Origin of the sequence: Robertmurraya sp. DFI.2.37 (genome assembly GCF_029211245.1) — a bacterium.
GTDB classification, from domain to species: domain Bacteria; phylum Bacillota; class Bacilli; order Bacillales; family Cytobacillaceae; genus Robertmurraya; species Robertmurraya methanolica_A.
Window position 1 is genome coordinate 1 of sequence record NZ_JARGEJ010000987.1, and the last position, 251, is coordinate 251.

The window sequence follows — 251 nt, forward strand, 5'->3', positions numbered from 1 at the left end:
TGGAGAATTTCTTTAGCATTTTAAAGCAAGAGATGTATTACGGGGAAAAACTAGTAAGCTATGAAGATTTAAAAAGAAAAATAGAAGATTATATTTACTGGTATAACAATATACGATCAAAAGAAAAGGGTTTGTCAAGAAAAGTGTGTAAGTTATTCTAGATACTTCTTTACACGATTCTTCAGGTGGTCATGAATTAACAGTTGATTCATGACCATAGCCCATTGTTGGATATGTCCGCCTTCCCATTT

General features: G+C 32.3%; 1 protein-coding gene. It reads left to right on the forward strand.

Annotated features, from left to right (window positions below; genetic code table 11):
• The coding region (locus PZE06_RS29445) for an IS3 family transposase (protein WP_275792601.1) at positions 1 to 161 on the forward strand (161 nt) is incomplete at its 5' end.
• Between the last annotated feature and the right edge of the window lie 90 nt (positions 162 to 251).